Raw genomic sequence first — 5,885 nt, 5'->3', positions numbered from 1 at the left:
GGCCCATTCCATCGCGAGCCGCACGAGCGCGCTCGCCACTCCACGGCGGCGCCACTCGGGGACGACGAACAGGCCGAACAGGTACGCGTGCCGGCCGTCGACGACCCGGTAGCCGGGCGGCATCTGCACGACGCCCGCGGTCAGCGCGCCCACCGGCTCCCCGTCCGCCTCGGCTACCCAGCCGGCGAACCGCCCGGCCGGCGCCTCTGCGCGGGCCCACGCGCGCGTCGCGTCCGCTACCTCGGCCAGCCGGGCCTCATCAGTGACGTCGAGCTCGCGCAGCATCCGGCTGCGGAAGTCGAGCAGGACCGGCAGGTCGCCGGGCACGGCCGCGTCGCGCGTGGAGAAGGCGGCGCGCATCACGACGGCGCCGCGGCCGCGTTGTCCGCCGGATGCCCGTCGCCGAAGGGCGTGCCGTCGCCGTCGTCGACCACCACGCCGTCGCGCATGCGCACGGTGCGGTCGCACGCCGCCGCCACCTCGGGGTTGTGCGTGACCAGCACGAACGTGGTGCCGGTCTCGGTGTTGACGGTGCGCAGCGTGCGCACGATCTCGTCGCTCGTCACGGTGTCGAGGTCGCCGGTCGGCTCGTCGCCGAGGATGAGCGCGGGCCGGTTCACCATCGAGCGGGCGATCGCGACGCGCTGCTGCTGGCCTCCGGACAGCTCGCTCGGGGCGTGTTTCAGCCGATCGGCGAGGCCGACGAGCTCGAGCAGCTCGGCGGCGCGGATCGACGCCTCGGCGCGCGCCATCCCCGCGTACTCGGCGGCCAGCGCCACGTTCTCGACCGCGTTCAAGGTCGGTATCAGGTTGAACCCTTGGAAGATGAAGCCGATCTCGCGACTGCGGACCCGTGTGAGCGCCGTGCCGCGCAGCTCGTCCACGCGGCGGCCGTCGAGCCACACCTCGCCGTCGTCGGGCACGTCGAGGCAGCCGACGATGTGCATGAGCGTGGACTTGCCCGAGCCGCTCGGGCCCATGATCGCGGCCATCTCGCCCCGGTAGATGTCGAGCGACGCGCCGCGCAGGGCGTCGACGAAGTTCTCACGGCCGAGCCGGTAGCGCTTGGCGATCCCGCGGACGCTGACGACGGCCTCGGCGCCCATCACTCGTACCTCAGCGCTTCGACGGGGTTGAGCTGGGCCGCGTGCCACGCGGGGTACAGCCCGGCGACCACGCCGAGGAACACCGCGAACAGCACCGACTGTATCGCCAGGCCCGGTGTCACGAGGAACAGCACGTTGCCCGACGCCTCCCCGGCCGCGTTCAGCGCACCGGCGACCACCCAGCCGAGCGCAAGCCCGGCCGCGCCGCCGAGCAGCCCGATGACGGCCGACTCGGCGATGAACTGGCGCATGATCTGTCCGCTGCTCGCACCGATGGCCTTGCGGATGCCGATCTCGCGCGTGCGCTCGGCGACCGACATCGTCATCGTGTTGACCACCGACAGGCCGCCCACGAGCAGCGAGATCGCGCCGATGCCGAAGATGACCGAGGACAGCACGGATACCTGGCTGACGACCCGCTCCTGGAACGCCTTCGGGCCGGTCGCCTCGACGCCGTTCACATGGCGCTCGATGGTGGCCGCGAGCTGGTCGGGGTCGACACCCTTCTCGGGGTAGACGACGAACCCGGTGGCCAGGTTGCGCGCGGTGACTCCGGACTGCAGCGCATCGGGCAGGGTGTCCTTGTAGACCTCCTGCGCGTCCTCGAGCGAGATCGCCGCCATGTTGTCCGGCGAGGTGAGCGTGCGCTCCAAGATGCCGACGACCTCGAACTCGCGGTCCCGGATGGTGAGCACCTTGCCCACATAGGCGCTCTGCTTCTTGGCCAGGTCGTTCCCGAGGACCACGACCCCGTGGTCGCCGGACTCGAGGTCGCGGCCCTCGGCCATGCCGACCTTGAACGACTCGTACCGCGCCGCCTCCCAGTCCTCGCCCTGCAGCGTCGCGATGTTGCCCATGCTGACCGTGGGCAACTCCTCGTCGTAGAGAATGCCGACGGTGGCGAACGCGGCCTCCACGCCGGGGACGTGGCGCACATCGCGCAGCTTGGACATGGTGAGCGGCTCGCTGGCGAGTCCGAGTACGGAGGTTGCGGCGTTCACCACCACCTTGTCCGCGTAGTACTTGACGCCACCGTCGACGAGCAGGCTCAGCTTCTCGGACATGGCACCCATCACCACCAGCGCGAACACGCCGATGCTGATGCCGAATATCGTGAGGAACGCCCTGAGCTTGCGGCGGAATATGTTGCGCAGGATGCGCACGGTCGCGTCGTTTCGCCCCTTCGCCGCGGGTGCCGTCCGGTGGTCAGTCTATCGCACGCCCCACGGCCCGAACGCCCGCACCCGCGGGCGGCGCGCAGCCACGCCCCGAACGGCCGTTCACAGCCCCAGATCGAGCTGGCCGGGCCCCGGGTGCGGCCCGCGGTCGACCGGGTGTGCGGGGTCGCCGGTCAGCGCGCCGCCCGCACGCGGAGCGACGACGTCCGCGAGCACGAGCGCGAGGTCCCGCGCGTTGCGCGGCGCGAAGTCGCGCTTGCAGTTGTTGAACATCGCCCAGGTCCGCTCCGAGTCGCGCGCGAGATCGCGGATCGGCTGCTCCCATTCGGCGAGTTCCTCGGGCGTGTAGAGGTAGTCGAAGCGGTCGGCCGCGCTCGCGGTGCGCGCGTGCCAGGTCGCGGCGTTGCGGCCGTGGAAGCGCACGTACGACCACGGGGCGGTCACGGCCGTCACCGGCGGCATCGTGGTGCGCGAGGGCAGCTGCGGCGCGTCGACGGCCACGAACGACATCTCGCGCTCGGACAGGAACGCGAGCACCTCGGGCAGCAGCCGGTCGGCCGCCCACGAGGGGTGCCTGAACTCGACGAACACCGGCAGGCCTGCGAGCTGCTCGCGCGCGTACTCGAGGTAGCCGAGGTGCTCCATCGTGCGGCGGTGGCCGGTCGCCTCGAAGAACGGCGGGAACTGCATCAGCACGCCGCCCATCTTCCCGGCGTCGGAAAGCGGCGTCAGCGCCTCGCGGAACAGCTCGAACGAGCGCTCCACCATCTCGGGCGACGGCCGCGTGACGCGCCCGCGGTCCGTGAGGTCGTACTCATGCTCGCGCAGCTCGGCGGGCAGGACGCGCTCGTCGACGGTGTGCCGCGTCATCAGGCCGAAGGCCTTCACGTGGAAGGTGAAGCCGGGCGGCGTGCGTTCGGCCCACCGGCGCGCGTTGGCGGCGGTCGGCAGCGCGTAGAACGACGAGTCGACCTCGACCGTGTCGAACCTCTCGGCGTAGTAGCGCAATCGCGCCTCGGGCGTCGAGACGCCGCGCGGGTAGTACGCCTCGACCATCGTCTTGTCGGTCCACGAGCAGGTGCCGACGACCACGTCGCCCACGCGCGGTCACCCCCGCCCGTGCCGGCGGACGGGCGCGCTCAGTCGCGCCTGCGCCACGTGACCTGCGGCATCTCGAGGTGCGACAGGTCGAAGCGGGGCATCGCCAGGTGCGGACGGTAGCGCTTGATGGCCCACCAGCCCCAGCCGAACAGCGCCCCGAACGCGAGCACCATCACTCCGCCGAAGACCAGCCCGAAGATCGCGGCGGCCTTGCCGTCCATCATCACCTTCGAGCCCTCGGAAAGGGTCGTGCGGCCCGACAGCAGGAAGCCGACGTTGGAGCCGCGGACCTCGGCTGACTTGGACACCGTCACCAGCCCGAGCCCGCGGTCGATGGCCACGTCGCCGCCGGCGAGGGTGAGCAGCGTGCCGCCCTGCTCGACCGCGACGCCGCCCTTGGCCACCACGTCGCACGAGAACGAGCGCGACATCTCGATGTCACCGCCGGCCAGCACGCCGCCGAGGCACGACTGCGCGACGTCGGCCGACCCGCCCGCGTTCACGACGCCGACCGCCGACCGGCTGACGACCGCGTCGGCGCCCTCGGCCTTCCACGCCGCCGTCGACGCGGTCGTCACGACCTCGCCAGCGTGCGCGGCCGACTCCTCGAATCCTTCCGGCTCGATGCCGAGATCGTCCATCGTTCCTCCTCGTTCCGTGTGTCGCAGGTGGAGCGGCGGCCACTCAGGGGCCGCCTCCACATGCTTGTATACCCGACCGCGCGCGCCGCTACAGCACGTTGCGCGAGGCGTAGACGACGGCCGCCGCGATCGCGAGGCAGATCGACAGCGGGTCGAACCCGAACGCGATGAGCGAGCCGAGCGCCGAGGCCGCGCCGGCGATCATGGCGATGACGGGCCCGCGATGCCCGCCGCTGCCGCGCCGTGCCGCCTCGGCGACGGCGACGCCGTACAGCAGCGGGACGAGGAAGAAGTGAGAGCCGGCGAAGGCCAGCACGAAGCCGAGGATCGCGGCCGTGACGAGCGCCGCAAGTGCCGCGAGGACGGACTGCCGCGGCTTGACGTACGCCGTCTGGCCCTTCGCCGGGCGCGCGCACTCGCGGCACTTGTACCCGACCGGGGTCTCGACCATGTCCTTGGGGCACATGAAGCGCTCGCAGTCGGGGCAGGCGACGTTGGTCTCGACCTTCGGATGCCAGTGGCAGGCGGGCACGGCGCGGCTCACGCCCTCGGCCGCGTTGCGGTGATGAGCGCCATCTGAGGCATCGAGGCGAGGTGGCGGGTGCGGATCCCGCGCAGTCCCGAGCCAGCCATCCAGTCGCGGATCGTCGCCTCCGGATACACGCGCGTGCCGGTGGTGAGGTAGAAGAGCATCTCGTTGAGGCCGGCGGTCAGCGAGATGCCGCCGCCCTCGCCCTCGTACTCGCTGTCGAGGACCGCGACCGTGCCGCCCGGCGCGAGCGCATCGTACGCGCGGCGGAACGCGTCGGCGTTCTCGTCCCACGAGAGGTTGTGGACGAGGTTGAACAGCAGGACCGCATCGTACGGGCCGCCCCAGTCGGCGGTGCGGGCGTCGGCCTCACGCCAGGTGAACCGGTCGGCAAGGCCCACCTCGGCGATGCACTCGCGCCCGACCGCGCACGCTTCCGGCAGGTCGAGCACCGTGGCGGTCAGCGCGCCGTGGCGCCGGAGGAACGCCGCGGCGTACATCCCGTGACCGCCGCCGACGTCGAGCAGCGTGCGCGCTCCGGACGGCAGCGCGACCTTGCGCGCGACCTCGCCCGACACGAGCGGCACGAACGCCGCGAGGCCGCGCAGGTAGTGCCGCCAGAACTCCGGACCGCGGCCGTCGAGGTGCAGGTTGCGCGTCTCGCCGGAGCGCACGAGCGCGGTGAGGTCCGACAGCTCGCCCCACAGGTCGTCGAAGAACAGCACCGAGTCGCGCAGGTCCACGAGCGCGCCATCGGCGAGCCACCTGCGGACCGTGCGCGTGGTGCGGTAGCGTCGGCCCGAGCAGCGCAGGTAGCGCATGCCGCACAGCGCGCCGAGCAGCACGCGGGTGCCGAGCGGGTCAGTGCCGAGGCGCGTCGCGAGCTCCTCGCAAGTCAGCGGGTCGCCGGCGAGCGCGTCGAACACGCCGAGGTCGATCGCGGTCAGCAGCGCGCGGCTCGTGGCCATGCCCCAGTAGCCGTCGAGCAGGGGCAGCGGCGCGAGGCCGAGACGCAGCAGCGCCCACTCGAGCGGGTTCTCGGCGCGGACCGACGGTCTCACTGGAGCGGCTCCCGAGGGCGTAGGGGCGGGCGCGGACAAGCATACCGCGGGGGCGACGCGGGTATCATGGGCGTGTGGCGTCGCATACGACGTCACCGGCGACGTCGTATGTGACGCCGGCCTCGCGACAGGCGCCGAAGCATCGTGACGGCCCGTACCCGGACGGCCAAGGAGGTGCGCCGTGAGACCAGTGGTCGACTGCGGGACCTGCATCGGCTGCGGCCTGTGCGAGGAGACCTGCCCGGAGGTGTTCCGCGTCGCCGACGACG

Annotated in this window: 8 protein-coding genes; 1 reads left to right on the top strand and 7 read right to left on the bottom strand. The window is 72.0% G+C overall.

Annotation, left to right across the window (positions count from 1 at the left end; genetic code table 11):
* The 7 genes from FDZ70_05630 to FDZ70_05600 form a co-directional block, all read right to left on the bottom strand.
* Nucleotides 1-363: GNAT family N-acetyltransferase (locus FDZ70_05630; protein TLM77181.1), on the bottom strand; the 363-nt coding region annotated here is incomplete at its 3' end.
* On the bottom strand, nucleotides 360-1,106 hold the full coding sequence (locus tag FDZ70_05625; GenBank protein ID TLM77180.1) for an ABC transporter ATP-binding protein: 747 nt from the start codon (nucleotides 1,104-1,106) through the stop codon (nucleotides 360-362). The genes FDZ70_05630 and FDZ70_05625, both read right to left, overlap by 4 nt.
* Nucleotides 1,106-2,269: an ABC transporter permease gene (locus FDZ70_05620; GenBank protein ID TLM77179.1), complete on the bottom strand. Its 1,164-nt coding sequence runs from the start codon at nucleotides 2,267-2,269 to the stop codon at nucleotides 1,106-1,108. Before FDZ70_05620 ends, FDZ70_05625 begins: the two co-directional genes overlap by 1 nt.
* A 117-nt stretch (nucleotides 2,270-2,386) precedes the next feature.
* On the bottom strand, nucleotides 2,387-3,385 hold the full coding sequence (locus tag FDZ70_05615; protein TLM77178.1) for a DUF72 domain-containing protein: 999 nt from the start codon (nucleotides 3,383-3,385) through the stop codon (nucleotides 2,387-2,389).
* 38 nt (nucleotides 3,386-3,423) lie between these two features.
* Complete coding sequence (locus tag FDZ70_05610; protein TLM77177.1) at nucleotides 3,424-4,026, bottom strand: hypothetical protein; 603 nt, start codon at nucleotides 4,024-4,026, stop codon at nucleotides 3,424-3,426.
* Nucleotides 4,027-4,114: 88 nt separating this feature from the next.
* A complete protein-coding gene (locus tag FDZ70_05605; GenBank protein TLM77176.1) occupies nucleotides 4,115-4,570 on the bottom strand; it encodes a hypothetical protein in 456 nt (151 codons plus the stop codon).
* The gene (locus FDZ70_05600) at nucleotides 4,567-5,829 is read right to left on the bottom strand and encodes a methyltransferase domain-containing protein (GenBank protein ID TLM77175.1); all 1,263 of its coding nucleotides are present in this window, start codon (nucleotides 5,827-5,829) and stop codon (nucleotides 4,567-4,569) included. The genes FDZ70_05605 and FDZ70_05600 overlap by 4 nt, the downstream gene beginning before the upstream one ends.
* Here FDZ70_05600 and FDZ70_05595 point away from each other — a divergent pair.
* On the top strand, nucleotides 5,798-5,885 hold an 88-nt coding region (locus tag FDZ70_05595; protein TLM77182.1), incomplete at its 3' end, for a ferredoxin. The two genes, FDZ70_05600 and FDZ70_05595, sit on opposite strands and share 32 nt — an antisense overlap.

It is taken from the genome of Actinomycetota bacterium (genome assembly GCA_005774595.1).
Classification (GTDB): Bacteria; Actinomycetota; Coriobacteriia; order Anaerosomatales; family D1FN1-002; genus D1FN1-002.
The sequence above is the reverse complement of the archived record's forward strand: the minus strand, read 5'-3'. Positions and strand labels throughout refer to the sequence as shown.

Coding starts and splice junctions, on each gene's coding strand:
- FDZ70_05625 (TLM77180.1), bottom strand. CDS start 1,106: ATGGGCGCCGAGGCCGTCGTCAGCGTCCGCGGGATCGCCAAGCGCTAC.
- FDZ70_05610 (TLM77177.1), bottom strand. CDS start 4,026: ATGGACGATCTCGGCATCGAGCCGGAAGGATTCGAGGAGTCGGCCGCG.
- FDZ70_05600 (TLM77175.1), bottom strand. CDS start 5,829: ATGCAGGTCCCGCAGTCGACCACTGGTCTCACGGCGCACCTCCTTGGC.